Genomic DNA, 18,309 nt, shown 5'->3' with positions numbered 1-18,309 from the left:
TCTTTATTAGTCACCAGAGTTTACAGCATAATTTGCATCTGTATTCATATTGAATTTTACAGCTGCTTTCATTGTAGATGCTTCCACGTCAAGTACGTAACCAACATTGTTAACTATCGATTTTGGGTAGCCTTTATTTACAAAGAATTCCATTTTACCGGTGCCTGTGCCTTTCCCGTCTATCTTAACTGTCTTGCCTTGAACCTCTTTATCAATAATCATCTTAAATTCTGATATAATATCAAAATAAGCCAAATTATCTTTTACTGCTATAAGTTTATAAGTTACACTCGTCGGGTAATCTGAATCAATACCTAAATCAGGTATATTCATAGCATTCAAATTGGCCTGTTGAGTAAAAGTATCTCCAATTTTCATCGGCTTATCTGGGAATTCTAACCGCTCGGCCATTCCGCTAATCAGCTGATTCATAGCGTATTTTATTGCATTTTCGGCACCTACCGTATCAAGAAGCAATTCCCCTTTTGAATCTATTTTCCCATTAACAGCTAGTCCTGAAAATGGGTTGGCTTCAGGAGCCGGAGCTTCAACTCCATTGAATGTCGTTTTTACAGAATAATTATCCCCAAAAAGAGTAACTGGAAAACTCCCGGCAGATATTGCTTTTGTTTTTACGGTTGCACTTAACTCAGTTGTGAGCTCCAAGGTTACAGTGGTATCTGATTTTTTATTTGTATTAATGCTAAGGTCTTGCACATGTGCCTTCATACTCATTCCGATCTTTTTAGTGATTCCGTAAGTATGTATGGGCAAGTATTTAAATTTAAAAGGTACTGGTTTTTGTGCTTTGGTTATTGCAGATAGCAATACAAAAACAAGGAGAAGAGCAGTTGTACGCATAGAGGCATTTGGTTTGTTCAGTTAATATACCAATAAAACCTTAGGTATCCTCATAATACCATCCTGAAAATGGTATTAATATACGTATGAAGTAGCAAAATCGAATGGTTATGTATATTATTTAGTAAAATATACTTGACATAATGGAATGTATATTTTACATTTGATCAAACAAACTAGATATAACCATGAAAAATCAATTTCTTCTTCCTGCAAAGTTTCGCCTTATCGGCTGGATTACATTTTTGCTTTTCTTTGCGTTAGGTATCCTTACGGAATCTTATGGGTACGACATCCCCGGTTTTCAAATCTATTACCCTAAAGAAGGTAGTTTTGCCGGATATAATTTAACTAATGAGTTCGCATTTTTGGGTACCATAATTGGTTTACTTATGATTTCGTTTGCCAGGCATATCAATGAAGATGAGCTGATTAGTAAAATTAGACTAGAGTCATGGAAATGGGCTGTTCTTATAAACTACGCAATTTTATTAATTTTGAATTTTACATCATATGGTCTTGGCTTTGTATTTATAGTTACTTATAATGTTCTTACACTTTTGCTTGTTTACATTATAAGATTCTACTACAGCTTGTATTTGTTGAATAAAAACTTAAAAAATAGTGAAGACTAATAATTAGCTATGAAAAATTCAATACGAGTGCAACGGGCAATAAAAAACATAACTCAAGCCGAATTAGCCGAGCTGGTAAATGTGTCCAGGCAAACTATTAATACCATGGAATCTGGTAAGTATATCCCTTCAACAGTATTGGCCTTGAAGATTGCTGCTATCTTCGGGGTTTCTGTAGAGGCAGTATTTGAATTGGAAGAAGGGGATTAAAATAGCTCATTTATCACTTAAGCTTATTTTAGGTTCGTATCTATTTTTCCAAACGGAGACTTTCCTTATGTATTGCATTCATTATTTCGGTGATGAACTCAGCAGACAAACCCTCTTTTGTTCCTACTGATATTGTTTTGTTCAGGACCTGTTTAAAACGATCTGGCTGTAATGGAGGGATGTTGTTGTTCTTTTTATAGATTCCTATTTCTCTAACAACACGTTGGCGACTGCCTAATACCTCTATAAGTAATTTATCTAAAGAATCTATTTTTTTTCGGCTGCTACTTAATTCGGTGTCAATTGTGGCCTTACTTTTAGTTTGTGAAAAGGCGTATGAACATACACCAAGACTGGTTAGTAAGCCAACTATAAAAGTTTTTTTATGTATCATACTTGTTTAGATGGTTGATAAATAAAAAACGGAATATTTAATTGGTTATTACTCTTCGCACCGGTCAGAGGTCTCTGGAAGTTCTTAAATTATTTCCATTTCCAGTCTAAATGACTTGTTGTATCAATCTTGTAAGCCGAAATCATATCTTTCATTTCAGTATTTAGCTCAGGCGATACTTTGGGAATAATTAGCACCGGTCCTGGACCAATGCGAATAAAATAGTGGTTACCAGTCTCATCAATCTTCCGAATCTCTTGTATTTTAAGTTTACTTTCGCCTGTCCTATCCTCGATATTAATTACCTCCCTATCAATCTCGAAAGTAGCATGCTCAGTGTCACTATCTTTAAAATTGTTCTCCACATGTTTAACATAATGTCGTTTATGCCTCCACCTCAAATACAGCTCACCAAAAAATATAGACAGTAGTGAGCAAAACAATGCATAATAAAAGAGGAAAGTATGCTGCCCCAGGTAACTGATTATCATTAAACAAACCCCAATAATAATCAACGAATAATAACTTCTTTTGCGGGCTTTCTTTTTTAAAGGATTTGTGGAAGCTTCGTACAATTGAAAAGCTATATGATCTTCCTTGGTAATAGTGAGCATATGTTTCATTATTATTGATTCAATGTGAGCGTTCAGGCAATAAATATGCACATAAGCTTTAATAATTGATAACTAAAATATACAATTCACTGCCTTATTTTTACGACACCAATTTTGAATATATAGATTTGCAGGAAAAATTGACCCCAACTACCGACTTTTACTTCTATAATCTATTTAAATATTGCGAGGTGTTAATAGTAACGCTTTACTTTAGTTGTACACTTTTGATCTTTGCCTTGCCATCATTCAAAAATTTAATCTTTAAATTTTTCATTGCTCCCGTATATCCTTTTATATCTGACAGATTGATCCGGTACTTTTTACTTGTGCCATCAGCAGCAATCTTATGCTGTAAGAAAATAGCCGGACTTTCGGGAAAACTTGCTGCTTTTGTTTTCCTTTCATTTTCTACAACATGTTCTCCTTCTGTCCAATTTAACCAATCTGTTAAATCTGATTTACCTGTGGGCTGAATTTCTACTTCTATTAATAATTCTTTATTAAAGGTGTTTATCTCTCCTTCTATTTCTAAATAAGGTGTTTCGGATGCTCTCCAAAAGGTTACAGGGCTTACCAGAGCAGAATTTTTCTTAAATGTAATATCTAATCCTCCTTTTAAAGGAAATCCGGAATCTGTCATATCGCCGTAGTAATACCAATTATCTCTGCTATTTTTAAAGTTCCAATGCGGGTTGGCCGCTATCTGCCAATGTTTTTTTGCATATCCGCGGATATCTTTAAGTGTTCCCAGTATAAATGATGTTTCGTAAGCCCATTTAATGTTATAATCCAGAATTTGTTGTCCAATTGGAGCTATATGACCTGTCTGAACATCTTTTTCACTGCCAAATCCCTTAAGTGAATCATTTGAATGAAATCCACTGTTAAAGGTCATTACCTGCGGTTGAAAAACTCCAATTCCATATCCTTTATCGTCCAGTAATGCTACCCAGTTTTCAGGAGTATAAAAATGCACCCATGGCCAGCCTTTTTTATCCGTTTTATCTACAATAGTTGTTGTCGGCTTTCCTTCAAAAGGTTTATCTCCCAAATAAGACACAATCTTGTACCAATTGCCATTGGTATAAACGGCAGGCATTTCTTGTGGACATGACGCATATTGTGTCTTATCCGACCGGTTATTTATAATAGTAGCTTTCATGGTTACCACATTACCTTTTAAAGTATACAGGCATTCAAAAACGCACTCGCCCGGAACACCTGTTTTATGAGGCCATTGCATTGGGATACTCTTTACCAGCATTGAGTAATTGCCTATTTTTTCAAAAGAAATTATTTTGGACCTATATCCTCCGGCATCACCTGACTGGATCGGATTCCAACCTAAACCCTCCCACTCAGGAGTTGGTTTTTCGCCGTTTGGACCAATATAAGGCCATGGCCCGCTATAATAGGACATTTGAATTTGTCGGCCCCAGTCGAAACTGTTAATCATATTTTTACCACCATTTGCGTGGTCTGACAGATAGGTTACTGCCCCACCTAACGCTAAATCTATTCCCAGTTTTATCCGGTCGTTTGAAATGTAGCGCATAGATGATTCTTCCTTTACGGCATAGCAATCTGCCGTTACAACTAGTGTAATCAAAAATATAAGAGCTGCTAATTTTTTCATATACGTGTTAAATAACACTTTTAATTTACGCTATATTTATAACTTAATCTACCAATTTGACCGTCGGAGCTTATCCCTTCTAATACAACCCGATAATTCCCTGTTTGATCTGAATTGAAAAAGCTGATTTCTGTTTTACCTTCTTTTTGAACAATGATTGATGGGTTCCAGTAAATTGTAGTTCTTAGATCAGCCAAGGGGTCATTTTTTTCGGGCTTATCGTATCTTGGCGAATAAAATTCTTTAACAGCATTGTATCCTTTTGGTTTATATGTTACAACTGAAGGATCTTGAACCTTACGAAAATTTCCACTTTTTGTATAAATTGCCATAACGGCGTTTCCGCCATCTCCTCTTCCAACTACCCCACTCATTAACTTGATACTTATCGCTTTGCTCTCGTGTGAAAAGTATATTTTCTCTACATCTGACGAATTACTTTCGAAAAATGATTGATAATCACACGGGGCAATAGACATATCATCAATTATTACTGCAAACCTTTCCTTTTGGTACATTGGCACCCATAAAGAACCACATTCCGGATCTGCTGTCATTAAAAATCGGACTCTGGAACCTTTCATTTCTTCAATGCACTCCCTCAATGTTTTACAAGGCATTCTGCTATCAGGCCTGAAAACTTCATCAGCCTGACTCTCCTTAATCTTGTTCCCAAAACCCAAGGCTTTGCTTGCTCTTATTTTAACTTCTTGTAATTGTTGAGTACGACTTTGAATGGCATGTTTTTCAAGTTGTTGCTCCTGCTTTCGGCTATTCTCCATTGATACCTTAACCAGGTGTGGAATATCTGAATTCATATCGCCAATATTCAGATTAGAAGTTACCTCTGGTTGAGTCATATTGTCCACCACAATATTTAAACGCTTACTATTTTTTTCATTTCTTCCCTGCAAACTAAATTGCATGCCATTTAATATCATCAGATTTCCAAATTTGAACCTGCCATTTTGATCTGTTATTGTATCTAATATTAGGCCCTGTTTGTTATTTACAAGTTTAACTTTGCCATTTACCACAGGTTTATTATTAAACGTAGTGAGAACCCCTGTGATGTTGTTAACCAACTTTTCGGCTTTATAAGAGGGCTTATTTTGCTTAACATCCAGTATCTGGCTCCAAAGAAATCTCCTATATCCCTGTGTTAACATTAAAATATCCAGATCACTTTTAGTAGTTTGCGAAGGGTTGTGAAAATAGTAATTTGGCTTTTCAATATAGCCTTTAATGTCAGAATTCAGGAGCAGTTGTGAGAAGATAGATCGCTCATTAACCTCATCTGTTGGTGAAGCATCTTCACTGATTACAGACATGGAAAAATTGCCAACAACCGGCTTTCCGCCGGCATCTTTTGCATCCAGTTGGAGAACAACTTTGTCTCGTCGATGATGGGCCTTTTTTTCTATTTCATCTAGTTTAAGCTGCAATTGGTCATTATTTTGTATAAACACAATACGCTCATTAAGAGGAGAGCCAGACGAAGAAAAAAGGGTAAACTGCAATATACCAGATGGAACATCTTTAACGGGTATGTAAATTGAGGTCATAGTTTTATTGACCTGTATATCCATTGCAGCATATATAGTTCCGCCAGCTTGGGCTATAAGACTTATTTGTTGTGTACCTTTTTGTAAGGTTGTCTGGTTTGTATTGATGCGAACCAGAACAGAGTCGGCTTGCAACTGCTTGTCAATACTCTCTAAACTGTTATAAACTGAAAGTACATATCCTTCTGTTTTCTGTTCTGGTAATTTTATTATCATTTCGGAATTAAGGGAATCCCTAATTCTGGCAGTATAGCTGTTTCCAGCCTTAGGTATAAAACTAAAGTAGCCCATTCCCAAATGATTACTTTCTATTTTAGCTACTTCATTTTGTTCATTATCAAATATTACTCCTTTTATTTGCATACCAAGACCATCTGGGCCAACAGCTTTAAAAGCTAACTTGCTCTTAACATTATTTACAAGGCACCCTCCTTCTGGAAAAAATTGCACATCTGGCTGTTTAGTTGTTGGCTTTATGGGAAAGGTTTTTGGCACTATGATATCTTTGGCAGGATTTAATTTTGTTAGCAAGTAAGTACTTTGTGTAGTTGCGGCATTACGCAGAGGAAGATTAACACTAATTTGGCCATATGCATTTGTTTTACCTTGGCCGGAGGTTATTATTTTATAACCCTCCTTTAAATCGTATGTAACCTCTTTATCTGCATATGGAGCACCTTTTTCGTCAGTAAATTTTATAAGTGCTTTGATTTTTTTGTTATCATCACTTTCTGAAAATTCATAAATTATATTGGCAAATACAGTGTTCACTACAGAATTACCTATACTGAAAGTTTGATCATAGAAGTAGTCTGAACCGGTATTTCGCATCCATTGTGTGTATGCTCTAATTCTATAGTTGCCCTCACGGCTTGTACTGTCGTCCAGAACAAAATCTCCCTTAGCCATTCCCGCAGTTAAAGGAAGTTTAAGTGATTTAGTCACTGAATCTTCTTCGTTAATTAGATCGACATAAAGTGCCCCACTTAATGCTGAAAGTTGATGTTTGCTTCCTATGGTTACGTAGGCTTTAAACCATATAGTGTCTCCAACCAGGTAATATGGCCTATCAGTATGCAGGTATACTTTTTCTTGCGGATTAGTCTGTACCCAGCTTTCTAAAGAGGAAATTATCTTCTCAATTGGGCTATCATCTCTGGGGATGAAAGCCAGAAAAATAATCGTAATTACAGATATGAAAATTGCATGAGAGCGCTTCATACTATCAGAGATATTTGATTAATTAAAACTAATGGAAAAACTACGACAAATGTCAAGGTAATGAGTTTGTTACGCTTTGTGGGTACCAATAAGTTACTACTATGTTGGCTTAGGTTTAACTATTGAATTTTAAGTTGTAGATTTAGTTAGTTCATTAAAAATTACATGTGGAAATAAGCCGTTATTATAAGCCTGAATTGGACGTACTTCGTTTTTGTGCATTCCTTTTTGTTTTTTTTGTTCATCGATTAGATTTAGCACCTATTGACGTAAATGAATATTATTGGGGATACCATTTAAGTTTAATTGGCAATTATGGTGTACCTCTTTTTTTCTTTCTAAGCGCATTTTTAATCACAGAATTACTTACACGAGAAGACGTTCATTTTGGAAAGATAAATATCAAATCATTTTATATTAGACGTATTTTACGGATTTGGCCTCTATACTTTACGTTCTTTTTTGGTATGGTATTGCTAACCTCTACTACTGATTTTTTTGGAACCGTTATTCCGGGACAAGCACAATTAGCATTTACGCTATTTTCCGGGAATTGGTATATCACATTTAAGGAGTGGCAATCGTATTGTATTAATCCCTTATGGAGTGTATCTGTAGAGGAACAGCTTTATATTTTGCTTCCATTAGTTTTATTCTTTGCTGGAAAAAAAGGGTTAAAGATTTTCTCAGTTTTTTCAATTGTTATTGCGTATGGTACGATAATTTACTACGCTCAAAGACCAACAAGTGGGTTTAGTGGACAATGGACAAATAGCTTTGTACAATTTCAGTTTTTTGCTGCCGGAATATTGCTCTCAACCTATTTAAAGGGCTGGGAACCTAAATGGAATGCAGCACTGCGTATTGGTTTATTTATTACAGGCATACTCTGCTGGTTAATTGCATCGATGGTTTGCGAAATTAATGCAGATGCCCCCCATCTCGCTACAATCCTACAATCAGTTATTGGATGGTTTTTGATACTTATTGGAGTTATGGCGATGTTTTTATCACTTTATGGGGCACCTGTAAAGTATATGCCTTCTAAATTAGCTTATCTCGGTCGTATATCATATGGTATGTATGTTTTCCATATCACTATGTATTGGATTGTTTTTAGTATTTTCAAAAATGAGTTAGCGACCTTTAGCGAAAGTATAGGTTTATCTGAATGGAAAAACGGAGTGGGAGCTGTAATTGCTTTCATCGCTACAACACTATTAACAATGTTGTCTTACAATTTTTTTGAAAAGCCATTTTTAAAGTTGAAGGGCCGTTTTACTTTAGTACCTTCAAGAGATTAGGTTTGAATAACTCTAATTGATTAACTTTTTAGCGCAATCATCCAATGCCAAATATAAATAGTCGCCTGTTCATCTTTCTTTTGTTATTAGGGTTAGCGAGCTGCAAACCCACATCTTCTGAGCAAAAAACAACAGCTATTGCTAAGTTGACGATTCGCTATATGAATGAAAACAAGCCAGACAGTGTTTATTTACTATTTGGAGAAGCTCTCCGGAAACAAATTCCAGTAGTTAGATGGGCCAGTATTTACAAAAAACAGATCTCTGGATTGCTACCTTTAAGAGATCTAAGTTTGGTAACCTGGAAAGATTCAATCGGGATATACAAAGTGACCGGAAAAATACCTTTGCAGATTATGTTTGGCAACATGGATAAGAACGGCAAGATGAATACATTTGCTGCAGTGCCTTCCACGGAAACTGCAAAGAAAATGTACAAGGTATCTACCGACAATAAACTTATCAACCACTTGGATAGTACAGTTGATAAAGTGGTTTCTGCATACATCCAAACCAAAGGTAATGTTGGGATAAGTACAGCTGTTTTTTATAAAAGGAATAGTTACTTTTATAACTACGGTGAGCGTAAAATAGGCACAAAAAGTCTGCCTGACAATCATACAGTATATGATATTGGTTCCATAACAAAGACCTTTACCTCTACCCTGCTTGCTCTGGCTGTTCATCAGCAAAAGCTAACTTTGGAAACATCAATTACCAAGTTTCTGCCCGATTCTGTGGCTCAAAATCAAGCGTTGAAGAATATCACGTTTAAAGAACTTGCCAATCACACCTCTGGCTTACCGAGGGATGCTGACAACTTGGGATCTACGGTTATTGATGCAAATCAGCCTTATGGTAATTATAGGATTAAGGACTTGTTTTCCCTTTTAAGGCATTTTAAACAAACAACAATGCCTGGCGTAAAGTATGGATATAGCAATATAGGTGTTGGGCTGATGGGTGTATTGTTAGAAAGGGTTTATCAAAGGTCTTATCGGGAACTTCTACAGCAGTATATTACTGCACCACTGGAAATGAATGAAACTGTCTGCTCCATTGACACTACTAAATTTAATAACCTTGCTGAAGGTTATAATAATTTCTATCAACCAGTTGCTTTTTATCACTTGCAGGCAGTTGAGGCGGCGGGTGCAATTAAAAGCTCAACATTTGATCTTATAAATTATGTAAAAGCTCAAATATTAACTTCCGATCCTGATCTTGATTTAGCGATAAAACTAACTCATCAGGTAACTTTTGATAAAAAACCTGATATAGTTGGGTTAGGATGGCATTATTTACCAGACGCTAAGAATGTTATAACCCATTCTGGAGGCACAGGAGGTTATTCCAGCAGTATCTGCATAGATTTAAATAAGCAAATAGCCGTGGTTGTTTTAACAAACAACACAAGTACTGGCTATATTGTGGCTAAAGATTTAATCAATTTAATTCACTAATAATAGCCCCGGATAGATCTACTCCCACGCCTTTTAGTGCAGCATAGGTAAGTTTATCCATTATCGCCCCATCAAAGTGTATGGTTTTTAACTGTCGGTAATATTTATTGGTTAGTGCGTACTGCGCACGGAAAGACACATTTTGTAATGTTGCGCCTTTAAATGACGCACCTGTTAGTGCAGTATTGTGAAATTTTACGCCTTTAAATATTTGCCTGTCAAAACATACACCACTCAGATCGGAATACTTAAAATCTACACCTTCGAAAACACAGTTTTCAAATATTGTTGTTCTAAGATCGGCCTTGGTCAACTTTGCACCGATCAGTTTGGCATCAGTAAACTTTACTCTTTCCAGACTGGACTTGCTGAATTCAGTGCGTGTTAATATTGTTTTATTGAAACTCCCATCCGTCAGATCCAGTGCAGAAAAGGTACAATCGGTAAGGTTGGCACCATTGAAATTGGCTCCACGCAAATCACTGGCAACAAAAAGACTACCTGTTAAATCTGCCTTTGAAAAATCGGAACCGCCCAGGGCACTACCTTTAAATTTCCTTTTATGTGCTATAATGCCTGCAAAATCAGTATCAGGCAGATTACTCCCACTAAAATTGACCAATTCGTTTGCCTCTGATGAGCGGGACGTAATTGAAATTTCGGGTTGTATTACATGGCTGGCAGATTCAAAATCTTCTGAAAAGTAATTCAAGTCTACACCCAAAATCTTTGCCAGCCTGTTAAATGTAATCAGGTCGGGAATCGACTCACCACGCTCCCATTTCCCAACAGCTTGCGGGCTGATAAATAAGCGTTGTGCCAGTTCTGCCTGAGACAGATTTAGTTGTTTTCGTGCTTCGGCAATTTTACTGCCTATCATATTCATTTCCATAACACCGTCTTTTTATTGTTCTTTTCGACAGATCAAAGGTAGTGGGTCGGTTGTCTGGACCATTAAAATTACGGCTACTGTTAGTTGTTTAGATCGCTACTTGTAGTTGTATTAGGCAACTACAAGTAGCGATCTAAACAAGCTACGGCCAGGGAACAGGCTGTTGATTACTTTTTAGTGTTGGCATTTGAGCATCATAGCTCTTAAGTTTTTGCGAAAGTAATAATGAAAGTTGATCAACCTTTCCAGGGTATTTATCAGATAGATCATGTTGTTCACCAATGTCTGTTTTCAGGTTGTATAATTCCTTTGCCTGTGTTTTCATATTATAAATCAACTTCCAATCGCCCTGGCGTATAGCACTTCTGTAGTTTATGCCAAATTCATCTTTCGCGATCCATTTATTTGGGAAGTGCCAGATTAATGGTCTGGTGTAGTTATTTTTCTTATTACTTTTTAAACTACCTACAAAACTTATCCCATCAATTTGCTGTGGTGGTTTATTATTTTTTGCACCTGCTATTTCTAATATTGTTGGAAAAAAATCTTCAATGATCAGATATTGATCAGTTACCGATCCGGCTTTTGTTATACCGGGCCATTTCACCAGCATAGGTACTCTTATGCCTCCTTCATAAACGGAACCCTTCCCTGCTTTAAGCGGGAGGTTTTGAGTGTGGGGTTTTCCACTCCTTGGAGGAGCCTGACTAAAACCACCATTGTCGCTCATAAATAGGATAACTGTGTTTTTATCTATATTCTTTTCTTTCAGGTAATCCATAATATCTCCCAAACTTTTATCCATTCCCTCAAGCAAGGCAGCATATTCTGCTTCTTTTTGAGGAAGACCGGCATCCAGGTACTTTTGAATAAACCGTTTATCGGCCGCATAAGGCACATGCACTGCGTAATGCGACATGTATAAAAAGAATGGTTTGTTATCGGCTACTGGCTTTTTCAATGCTTTTAAAGCTTCTATGGTTAGCGCTTCGGTAAGAAATGTATTGGTACCATAATATGCCTGCAGCCCGGGCACACCCCAGGGTTCTTTCGGCTTGTCTTTTTCGTTGCCATAATTTTCTTCCCCAAGAAAACTTCCCGGGCCACCGGCTGCATGACCAGCGATATTGACGTCGAATCCTATATTAATTGGATCTTCAGCAGGTGTTGAGATTGCTCCAAAATGCGCCTTTCCACAGTGTATAGTGTAATAGCCTGACTGCTTTAGCAATTGAGGAAGTGCTGTAGCATGAACTGCATTTGCAATACCGGCAACAGGCGATAATCCATTTACATTCCACTGTGGTGGTGTTAGTAAAGAATCTGGTGCATCAACACTGGCATCTTTTTGTAATGTCCAGTTTGTTACTTTATGTCGTGCGGCATTCATACCTGTCATCAGACTAATGCGACTTGGGGAACACACTGGTGTAGCATAAGCATTGGTAAATTTCATACCCTCTTTAGCCAATCGTTCCATATTGGGTGTATGGTAGCGTTGGTTAAATGGGGTAGTTTTTGTCCAAAAAGGAACTGAGGTGTCTTGCCAGCCCATATCATCAACCAGAAAAACAATGATATTTGGCTTACTCTGAGCGTAAAGACTCGATTGACCAGTTATGATCAAGAAAAAAACTATTCCTATTTTTTTAAAGAAATATTTCATGCTATTATAAAGTTATTTACTTAGGATTATTTTTGGTGTATCACAACTCTCTCTTCATCATAATATCAACTTGCTCATCGTCTCCCATTTTGAATATATGTTTATCAAAGGCAATAAACCCATTCTTTTCGTAAAATCTTATTGCCCGCGGATTTTTTTCCCATACACCCAGCCATAAATAAGAATTATTTTTTTGCAGAGCCACATCCAGAGCTTTCTCGTAAAGAAGCTGGCCAACTTTTTTACCAAGATGGCTACTTTTCACATAAATACGTTCAATTTCTAATGCTTTTTGATCTTGCAGTTCTGTTTGGGCTATTCCGGTATTTAATTTTAAGTAGCCAACCGGCTTGTCATCTTCCCAGGCAATGTAAAACAATGAATCTGGATTATTCAATTCATCTGTCAACCTACTATCACTAAAGCTGTTTTCAAGATACTTGCTCATATCCTCTTCTGTGTTGCTATCGGCAAATGTTTCAATAAAAGTTTCTCTACCAATATGCTGAACTGTAAATAAGTCGTATGTAGTGGCTTTCTTAATCTGTATGTATTCCATTCAATTTATTTTGGTTTACTAATTTATTAAATAATTCACAGAAGCAGATTCACGGGATCAGCAAGCTTATCTATACTTAGCAAACGCATAGGGTAATCTTTGTATATTTACTTATGAAAAAAATAGGATTTCTATCGTTTGGACATTGGTCTAACCATCCTGCTTATAATACCCGTACAGCAGGCGATACCTTGCTTCAATCAATTGATCTGGCAGTTGCTGCCGAAGAGATTGGCGTAGACGGGGCATATTTTCGGGTACATCATTTTGCTTCCCAGTTAGCATCACCATTTCCCTTACTTTCGGCTATCGGTGCTAAAACAAGTAAAATAGAAATTGGTACTGGTGTAATTGATATGCGTTACGAAAATCCGCTGTATATGGTAGAAGATGCCGGAGCTGCTGATTTAATTTCGGAAGGACGATTGCAGCTGGGCATCAGCAGAGGTTCGCCTGAACAGGTAATTGATGGGTGGCGCTATTTTGGATATGCACCACAGGAAGGGGAAACCGATGCGGAGATGGGCCGCCGAAAAGCACTGGAATTTTTGGATAGGCTAAGTGGTGAAGGGTTTGCAGAGCCGAATCCGTATCCTATGTTCCCTAACCCCCCAGGCTTATTGCATTTGGAACCGCACTCGGAAGGATTGCGGGAACGTATTTGGTGGGGAGCTGCATCCAATGCTACCGCTGTTTGGGCAGCCGAAAATGCAATGCACCTTCAAAGTTCTACACTTAAGTTTGATGAAAGCGGTAAGCCCTTCCATGTACAACAAGCTGAACAGATAAGGCTATACAAAGAAGCATGGAAAAACGCGGGACATGAACGTGAACCCAGGGTATCTGTAAGCCGATCTATTTTTGCATTAGTAAACGATCAGGACCGCCGTTTTTTTGGTCAGGAAGCCAACCGGACTGATCACTTTGGAATGATTGAACCGGGTAAAAACGCCATTTTTGGAAGAAGCTATGCCGCAGAGCCTGATCAACTTATAAAGGAATTGGCTGAAGACGAGGCTATTCAGGAAGCGGACACGCTGCTTTTAACGATACCGAACACATTAGGTGTTGACTATAATGTGCACGTACTCTCTTCTGTAATAGAGCATGTTGCACCCGGCTTAGGCTGGCGTTAAATTTTAACCCCAACCACTTTTGTATTTAAGGCAAAGATAGTTGGGGTTATTACTTTATTTAAAAATTGCCGTTGGAGCCACCCCTGTCCATGATGCAGGAATATCCTTTAAGCCAAATATTTTAGCTAGGACCAAAGAGGTATTTTTATTGCTGTTAAAAAAGCTATTGGTTACACCTAGATTTTTGATTTTTTTACCGGTAATTGCCCAAGGTATTTGCATTTCATTCATACTTACACCACCATGCCCTTTTTTAATGCCACCATGATCTGTAATGAGTAGAAAATAGGTGTCATTATAAAGGTTTTGTTCTTTAAGCTTATCTATAAAACTACCAATTTCAACATCAACCTCTTCTATTGCAGCTATATATTGCGGCGACATCCATCCAAACCCATGACCTGCATGATCTGTATGTACACTGTAAAGAAATACCAATGTAGGATCGTTTCTATTTTGCTCAATAAATTTGAGTGCCTTGGCATAATTTGCCTGATACTGATCTCCTTCTTCAAAAGAAATTTCATTTAAGTATTTTTTATTAATGGGATTAATTAGTTCAGCCCAGTTATAATAAAATGCTGTTTTAGCGCTTGGCTTTTTATCTTTCAGCAATTTGAAGATTGAAGGGCTATAGCCATCCTGATCAATTTCTATTGCTTTTAAGGGGTGATTACTCAAAGTCCAATCGTTAGCTGTTATCCCATGCTCTTCAGGTCCCTGTCCGGTTAAATGGCTTGTCCAGTTCGGCAAAGTTACTGACGGCATTACCGGCCTGTTTGTTAAGGTAATGAGTCCTTTTTCAAAAAGCTTATCTATATTGGGATGCTTTGTTGCTTTAAACCCCTCGGTACTAAAACCATCAAGACCAACTATAACAACCCTTTGGGCATATAAACCTGTGTGTGCTAATACCAGCAGCGATACGATTAAAGCTTTTATTTTCATCTGATTAAGGTGCTGCAGATAGTATAAAAATCCCAGCGCACTAAAATTAAAGATTTATTATTGTTTAGCAAAACTAAACTTTATTTACTAACAATAAAACAACCTGATATTAGGTTATCCCAATCTTCCTACATAAAAAAAGAGAAGCTGAGAGATATCCGCTATACACTTTCAACCAAAAACAATAAAAAATACACCAAAAATAACAATAAAAACAGTACACAAAACTAAAATGACATAAAAAAACTTACATAATATAAGTATTTTAAATAAAAAACGCTAAAAAATAACACAAAATATAATAAAAACAAATAAAATAATCAAAAATATATGATTTATATCATTATATTTGACAATAAACATTAAGAAAACAATAAAATAAACAAAAAAAAGTGTAAAACATAAATATGAATGGATATACGAAAGCAATAACTACAATTATCGGATATTTCATTCTATTTACCTGGACATCTATTAGCACCTCTCCTTACCAATTAAAATACCCTGTCAATTTTGGAAACCGGATCTCTGTTCCAAAAGACAACCCTACAACAAAAGAAGGCGTTTACCTTGGCCGATTACTTTTCTACGAACCTTTGCTTTCAGCAAATAACAAAATATCATGCAACAGCTGCCATGAGCAAAATAGGGCTTTTACAGACAGCGAAGCCTTTAGTATTGGAGTAGATAGAACCTTAACTAATCAAGGCTTTCCTGAGGCTGAAAGAAATTACTTTTTAAATTTAGTTTTCAATAATCTATAAGCACATGAAATGTTTTAAACCAACATTACCCCTTAGCCTGCTGATTGTATTAATAGCCTTTACAAGGCTATCCGCCCAAGATCTGACAAAACAGGCTGCAGCAGCTATTAAAGGTGAGGTTAAGACTGAGCTGATATTGACTGTGACAGATGTAGACAAATTGCCCAAAACTACAATCATCCAAAAAGACCGTGCAGATAAAGAATATACTTATAGCGGTGTTGAACTGGGTATTGTTCTTAAAAATGCAGGTGTTACAATGGCTGAAGAGCTGAAAGGGAAAAACCTTAGTAAATATCTTTTAGTTGAAGCCAGTGATGGATATCAGGTAGTTTTTTCATTAGCAGAGGTGGACCCGTCGTTCACCTCTCGCAAGATTATTCTGGCCAACAGAAAGGATGGCTACTTACTATCACCTGAAGAAGGTCCCTTTCACATTATTATTGAAGGGGAAAAAAGAAAACCTAGAAATGCAAGACAGGTAATTTCGCTGACTATAAAATTTACGGATTAAAACCGGAATAGCATGCTATTCCGGTTTTAATTAAACTAGTTGACTTTAATGGCTTGCAATGCCTTGCCATTTAATGAAACTGTTGCTTTATCAGAGAGGTTGTAATGTGTTTTAGTAACGTTTGGATCCATCAAATCCAGACTTCCTTCGCCAGGAATATTAAAATCTGCAGTATTGATCTGGTTTGCAGAAGAAATGACCAGACTGGCATTGGCCTTATCTTTATTGCCTATCACTGCATTTAACTTGCCCAATTTTAATTTGTCTAAAAACGCTGTCGTATATTTACCCAAATCCAGCTGCATAGCCTCCTGCTCAAAACCGGAAATATTGATGCCACCGGAAATGTGGGCTCTTTTTTCTTCTTCTTTATCTTTATGGTAAGCACGGCTAGTCAGCTTAACAGTACTTGGCATAATCAGGATCAACTCATTGTCCCATATCTGAAAACCGTCGTCTTTTGCTGCCTTTGTCAGGTCAATTTTTATGGTATTTCCATTTTTTGTCCATACCAGATTTCCCTTAAGTCTGTCTTTTAACCATAGGCCCGGGTTTTTCCCCTTCTCAATGCGGATGGTAATTCTATTCGCCGACTGCAAATCTACTTCGTTTACATCTTTAACAGAATTAAACGTAAACCCATAAAACGGATTTTTATAATCTCCTTTTAAAAATGATGCCTTAAGGCTAAAATTATAGGCGGTAAGGCCAATAAATGTGGCAACCACTGCTGCTATTATAAACATTGTACTGGTTTTCATAACTATTTGGTTTGGTAGTTTTGTGCTTTAAAAATTTCAAATCGCTCTGCAATATCTTCTATGCTAATGCCAAGCAGATACATACTTTTGAATAACTCTGGCAGCTCCTGCCCCAGAAAACGCTCCTTGCTATAGTTCTTTACTTTCTGTACTGCATCTCCTGCAATAAAAAAACCTATGCCCCTTTTATTGGCAATTACCTCTTTCCCCTGCAAAAACTCATATGCCCTTACAACAGTTAGCGGGTTCACCTGCAGGTCGGCAGCCAACTCACGTACTGAGGGTAGCTTTTCTTCAGGCAACCATTTTTGCAGCATAATATTTTCAGTTACGTAACCTGCTATCTGCATGTATATCGCTTCGTTCTCTCTAAATTCCATCTTACACTTGTTTTTCTTTTAGCCTGAAATAGGTACTTATCCAAAGGATTACCGAAATCAAAATGGCTATGGTTGCTGCAATAATATAGCTTGTTTGTGTTGGCTCAACATATATATTTTCCTTATTTATGATAAGGCCTACCATGTTAAAGGGAATTCCATTTTCAATCTCGGCCTGAAATATAGTATGAAGTAAAACCGGATTTAACATGCAAAGCGCCATAATAAAAATAAAAAAACTGAATGCCGTTTTAATAAAATGTAGCTTCTCAAAAAATACCGCGCCCAGAAAACAGATGGAATGTAAAATGGCAAATACTAAAAATGATACCCATACTTTTCTATCGGGAGAAAACACATTAATAACCTCTATTTTATCCGGAGAGTTTGCATTCCCAATAGTGATCACCAGGTAATCAATAGCATAAAAGCACCCCAGAAAAACCAATTGAAATATCACATAAGAGTATAACCAGGCCACCAGGTATTTTTCGAAATGAGAAGCCGGGAGAGCTAAAGTAGATATAGATTTCTTTCTATCGCCCAGATCGGTAAAGATCAGACTGGTAAAAATAGTTCCTGCAAAAAACAGGAAATTGACAAACATAGCACCCTGTATAACGGGTCCCATATGTCCGCGGGTATTATAAGATATAAAGCCCAGGATTAAGATTAACACCCCAATTAGTACACCTGTCGATATTAAATACGTTTTATATTGCTCAGCAGTGTGCTTCTTAAATAGATTAAGAAAACGGGTAAAGTTGAAAGTTTCGTTCATGA

Annotated in this window: 19 protein-coding genes; 7 read left to right on the top strand and 12 right to left on the bottom strand. The window is 36.9% G+C overall.

The genetic code is table 11. From position 1 onward, the window contains the following. Positions 1-6: 6 nt before the first annotated feature. Complete coding sequence (locus CPT03_RS04680) at positions 7-861, bottom strand: hypothetical protein (RefSeq protein ID WP_099437758.1); 855 nt, start codon at positions 859-861, stop codon at positions 7-9. A gap of 188 nt (positions 862-1,049) precedes the next feature. Here CPT03_RS04680 and CPT03_RS04675 point away from each other — a divergent pair, with 188 nt between their 5' ends. Together CPT03_RS04675 and CPT03_RS04670 are read left to right on the top strand one after the other, a co-directional pair. After that, positions 1,050-1,496, top strand: a complete 447-nt coding sequence (locus CPT03_RS04675; RefSeq protein WP_099437757.1) for a hypothetical protein — start codon at positions 1,050-1,052, stop codon at positions 1,494-1,496. Between the two features lie 9 nt (positions 1,497-1,505). Continuing rightward, the gene (locus tag CPT03_RS04670) at positions 1,506-1,706 is read left to right on the top strand and encodes a helix-turn-helix transcriptional regulator (protein WP_099437756.1); all 201 of its coding nucleotides are present in this window, start codon (positions 1,506-1,508) and stop codon (positions 1,704-1,706) included. A 40-nt stretch (positions 1,707-1,746) separates the two neighbouring features. On the opposite strand, the gene CPT03_RS04665 is transcribed toward CPT03_RS04670, so the two are convergent. The 4 genes from CPT03_RS04665 to CPT03_RS04650 all read right to left on the bottom strand — a co-directional run bounded on the left by CPT03_RS04665 (position 1,747) and on the right by CPT03_RS04650 (position 7,139). Beyond that, complete coding sequence (locus CPT03_RS04665) at positions 1,747-2,100, bottom strand: chorismate mutase (RefSeq protein ID WP_099437755.1); 354 nt, start codon at positions 2,098-2,100, stop codon at positions 1,747-1,749. Positions 2,101-2,189: 89 nt separating this feature from the next. Next, positions 2,190-2,723 (bottom strand): YcxB family protein, encoded by a 534-nt coding sequence (locus tag CPT03_RS04660; RefSeq protein WP_099437754.1) that lies wholly within the window; start codon positions 2,721-2,723, stop codon positions 2,190-2,192. A gap of 199 nt (positions 2,724-2,922) precedes the next feature. Further along, positions 2,923-4,353, bottom strand: coding sequence for a hypothetical protein (locus CPT03_RS04655; protein WP_099437753.1), 1,431 nt, complete (start codon positions 4,351-4,353; stop codon positions 2,923-2,925). A 20-nt stretch (positions 4,354-4,373) separates the two neighbouring features. Next, positions 4,374-7,139: a carboxypeptidase-like regulatory domain-containing protein gene (locus tag CPT03_RS04650; protein ID WP_099437752.1), complete on the bottom strand. Its 2,766-nt coding sequence runs from the start codon at positions 7,137-7,139 to the stop codon at positions 4,374-4,376. A gap of 167 nt (positions 7,140-7,306) precedes the next feature. Here CPT03_RS04650 and CPT03_RS04645 point away from each other — a divergent pair, with 167 nt between their 5' ends. Beyond that, entirely contained in the window at positions 7,307-8,443 is a 1,137-nt protein-coding gene (locus CPT03_RS04645; protein WP_099437751.1) for an acyltransferase family protein, read from the top strand. Between the two features lie 161 nt (positions 8,444-8,604). After that, complete coding sequence (locus CPT03_RS04640; protein WP_157766355.1) at positions 8,605-9,906, top strand: serine hydrolase domain-containing protein; 1,302 nt, start codon at positions 8,605-8,607, stop codon at positions 9,904-9,906. Here CPT03_RS04640 and CPT03_RS04635 read toward each other — a convergent pair. From CPT03_RS04635 to CPT03_RS04625, 3 genes are all read right to left on the bottom strand, one after another. Further along, positions 9,890-10,798, bottom strand: a complete 909-nt coding sequence (locus CPT03_RS04635) for a pentapeptide repeat-containing protein (protein WP_099437749.1) — start codon at positions 10,796-10,798, stop codon at positions 9,890-9,892. The genes CPT03_RS04640 and CPT03_RS04635 overlap by 17 nt on opposite strands. Positions 10,799-10,940: 142 nt before the next feature. After that, a complete protein-coding gene (locus CPT03_RS04630) occupies positions 10,941-12,464 on the bottom strand; it encodes a sulfatase (RefSeq protein ID WP_099437748.1) in 1,524 nt (507 codons plus the stop codon). Between the two features lie 40 nt (positions 12,465-12,504). Next, positions 12,505-13,023, bottom strand: coding sequence for a GNAT family N-acetyltransferase (locus CPT03_RS04625; protein WP_099437747.1), 519 nt, complete (start codon positions 13,021-13,023; stop codon positions 12,505-12,507). A 113-nt stretch (positions 13,024-13,136) separates the two neighbouring features. Here CPT03_RS04625 and CPT03_RS04620 point away from each other — a divergent pair, with 113 nt between their 5' ends. Continuing rightward, entirely contained in the window at positions 13,137-14,159 is a 1,023-nt protein-coding gene (locus tag CPT03_RS04620; protein ID WP_099437746.1) for an LLM class flavin-dependent oxidoreductase, read from the top strand. Positions 14,160-14,213: 54 nt separating this feature from the next. Here CPT03_RS04620 and CPT03_RS04615 read toward each other — a convergent pair whose 3' ends face one another. After that, positions 14,214-15,107: an alkaline phosphatase family protein gene (locus tag CPT03_RS04615; RefSeq protein ID WP_099437745.1), complete on the bottom strand. Its 894-nt coding sequence runs from the start codon at positions 15,105-15,107 to the stop codon at positions 14,214-14,216. Positions 15,108-15,514: 407 nt separating this feature from the next. Between CPT03_RS04615 and CPT03_RS04610 the strand changes: the two genes are divergently transcribed. Then, the gene (locus CPT03_RS04610) at positions 15,515-15,871 is read left to right on the top strand and encodes a cytochrome-c peroxidase (protein ID WP_099437744.1); all 357 of its coding nucleotides are present in this window, start codon (positions 15,515-15,517) and stop codon (positions 15,869-15,871) included. Between the two features lie 4 nt (positions 15,872-15,875). After that, the gene (locus tag CPT03_RS04605; protein WP_099437743.1) at positions 15,876-16,385 is read left to right on the top strand and encodes a molybdopterin-binding protein; all 510 of its coding nucleotides are present in this window, start codon (positions 15,876-15,878) and stop codon (positions 16,383-16,385) included. 35 nt (positions 16,386-16,420) lie between these two features. Here CPT03_RS04605 and CPT03_RS04600 read toward each other — a convergent pair whose 3' ends face one another. Genes CPT03_RS04600 through CPT03_RS04590 form a run of 3 tightly spaced genes read right to left on the bottom strand, consistent with a single transcriptional unit; the run spans position 16,421 to position 18,307 of the window. Further along, positions 16,421-17,146, bottom strand: a complete 726-nt coding sequence (locus tag CPT03_RS04600; protein WP_099437742.1) for a hypothetical protein — start codon at positions 17,144-17,146, stop codon at positions 16,421-16,423. Positions 17,147-17,148: 2 nt separating this feature from the next. Beyond that, positions 17,149-17,526, bottom strand: a complete 378-nt coding sequence (locus CPT03_RS04595; protein ID WP_099437741.1) for a GntR family transcriptional regulator — start codon at positions 17,524-17,526, stop codon at positions 17,149-17,151. A gap of 1 nt (position 17,527) precedes the next feature. Next, positions 17,528-18,307: a hypothetical protein gene (locus CPT03_RS04590; RefSeq protein WP_099437740.1), complete on the bottom strand. Its 780-nt coding sequence runs from the start codon at positions 18,305-18,307 to the stop codon at positions 17,528-17,530. Positions 18,308-18,309 lie beyond the last annotated feature (2 nt).

Source organism: Pedobacter ginsengisoli (assembly GCF_002736205.1).
GTDB lineage: Bacteria > Bacteroidota > Bacteroidia > Sphingobacteriales > Sphingobacteriaceae > Pedobacter > Pedobacter ginsengisoli_A.
Note: the sequence above shows the minus strand (reverse complement) of the source record. Positions and strands in the feature narration are given on the sequence as shown.

What these genes read in the sequence shown, in the direction of transcription:
- CPT03_RS04600 (WP_099437742.1), bottom strand. Translation starts at nt 17,146, where the DNA reads ATGAAAACCAGTACAATGTTTATAATAGCAGCAGTGGTTGCCACATTT.
- CPT03_RS04665 (WP_099437755.1), bottom strand. Translation starts at nt 2,100, where the DNA reads ATGATACATAAAAAAACTTTTATAGTTGGCTTACTAACCAGTCTTGGT.
- CPT03_RS04615 (WP_099437745.1), bottom strand. Translation starts at nt 15,107, where the DNA reads ATGAAAATAAAAGCTTTAATCGTATCGCTGCTGGTATTAGCACACACA.
- CPT03_RS04610 (WP_099437744.1), top strand. Translation starts at nt 15,515, where the DNA reads ATGAATGGATATACGAAAGCAATAACTACAATTATCGGATATTTCATT.
- CPT03_RS04625 (WP_099437747.1), bottom strand. Translation starts at nt 13,023, where the DNA reads ATGGAATACATACAGATTAAGAAAGCCACTACATACGACTTATTTACA.
- CPT03_RS04650 (WP_099437752.1), bottom strand. Translation starts at nt 7,139, where the DNA reads ATGAAGCGCTCTCATGCAATTTTCATATCTGTAATTACGATTATTTTT.
- CPT03_RS04635 (WP_099437749.1), bottom strand. Translation starts at nt 10,798, where the DNA reads ATGGAAATGAATATGATAGGCAGTAAAATTGCCGAAGCACGAAAACAA.
- CPT03_RS04605 (WP_099437743.1), top strand. Translation starts at nt 15,876, where the DNA reads ATGAAATGTTTTAAACCAACATTACCCCTTAGCCTGCTGATTGTATTA.
- CPT03_RS04670 (WP_099437756.1), top strand. Translation starts at nt 1,506, where the DNA reads ATGAAAAATTCAATACGAGTGCAACGGGCAATAAAAAACATAACTCAA.
- CPT03_RS04590 (WP_099437740.1), bottom strand. Translation starts at nt 18,307, where the DNA reads ATGAACGAAACTTTCAACTTTACCCGTTTTCTTAATCTATTTAAGAAG.
- CPT03_RS04675 (WP_099437757.1), top strand. Translation starts at nt 1,050, where the DNA reads ATGAAAAATCAATTTCTTCTTCCTGCAAAGTTTCGCCTTATCGGCTGG.
- CPT03_RS04620 (WP_099437746.1), top strand. Translation starts at nt 13,137, where the DNA reads ATGAAAAAAATAGGATTTCTATCGTTTGGACATTGGTCTAACCATCCT.
- CPT03_RS04680 (WP_099437758.1), bottom strand. Translation starts at nt 861, where the DNA reads ATGCGTACAACTGCTCTTCTCCTTGTTTTTGTATTGCTATCTGCAATA.
- CPT03_RS04630 (WP_099437748.1), bottom strand. Translation starts at nt 12,464, where the DNA reads ATGAAATATTTCTTTAAAAAAATAGGAATAGTTTTTTTCTTGATCATA.
- CPT03_RS04640 (WP_157766355.1), top strand. Translation starts at nt 8,605, where the DNA reads ATGAATGAAAACAAGCCAGACAGTGTTTATTTACTATTTGGAGAAGCT.
- CPT03_RS04595 (WP_099437741.1), bottom strand. Translation starts at nt 17,526, where the DNA reads ATGGAATTTAGAGAGAACGAAGCGATATACATGCAGATAGCAGGTTAC.
- CPT03_RS04660 (WP_099437754.1), bottom strand. Translation starts at nt 2,723, where the DNA reads ATGAAACATATGCTCACTATTACCAAGGAAGATCATATAGCTTTTCAA.
- CPT03_RS04655 (WP_099437753.1), bottom strand. Translation starts at nt 4,353, where the DNA reads ATGAAAAAATTAGCAGCTCTTATATTTTTGATTACACTAGTTGTAACG.